This window comes from Pseudomonas sp. OTU5201 (assembly GCF_038440135.1).
In the GTDB taxonomy this organism is placed as follows: domain Bacteria; phylum Pseudomonadota; class Gammaproteobacteria; order Pseudomonadales; family Pseudomonadaceae; genus Metapseudomonas; species Metapseudomonas resinovorans.
This window is the reverse complement of record NZ_JASATC010000106.1, coordinates 1-468: the sequence shown is the minus strand read 5'-3', so window position 1 is coordinate 468 and position 468 is coordinate 1. Positions and strand designations below refer to the sequence as shown.

General features: G+C 64.5%; 1 protein-coding gene. It reads left to right on the top strand.

The annotated features are described in order from the left end of the window. Positions 1-468, top strand: a 468-nt coding sequence (locus AAHM40_RS27045) for an Ig-like domain-containing protein (RefSeq protein ID WP_342247447.1), incomplete at both ends; no start/stop codon positions are given.

Sequence of the window (468 nt, the reverse complement as noted above, 5' to 3'; positions counted from 1 at the left end):
AGGCCTGGAAGACGGCACGCCGGCCACCGGCACCATCACCATTGCGTCGGTCAACGACCCGTCGGCGCTGGCGCCCGATACCAATATGGTTGCCGAAGAAACTGTCGCGACCGGCAACGTGCTGGGTAACGACAGTGATGTCGACAACCTCCTGAGCGTGGCCAGCTTCAGCGTCGCCGGAATCAGCGGCAGCTTCGCCGCTGGAGCCAGCGCCAGCATCAGTGGTGTCGGTACCCTGACCCTGGGCAGCGATGGCAACTACAACTTCACCCCTGTGGCCAACTGGAACGGGTCGGTGCCGCAGGTCACCTACGTCACCAACACCGGCAGCTCCAGCACGCTGAACATCACCGTCACCCCGGTCGACGATGCGTCCGCCCTGGTCGCCGATAGCAGCACCGTCGCCGAGGACAACCCGGCCACTGGCAACGTGCTCGGCAACGACAGCGATGTGGATAACACCCTCAG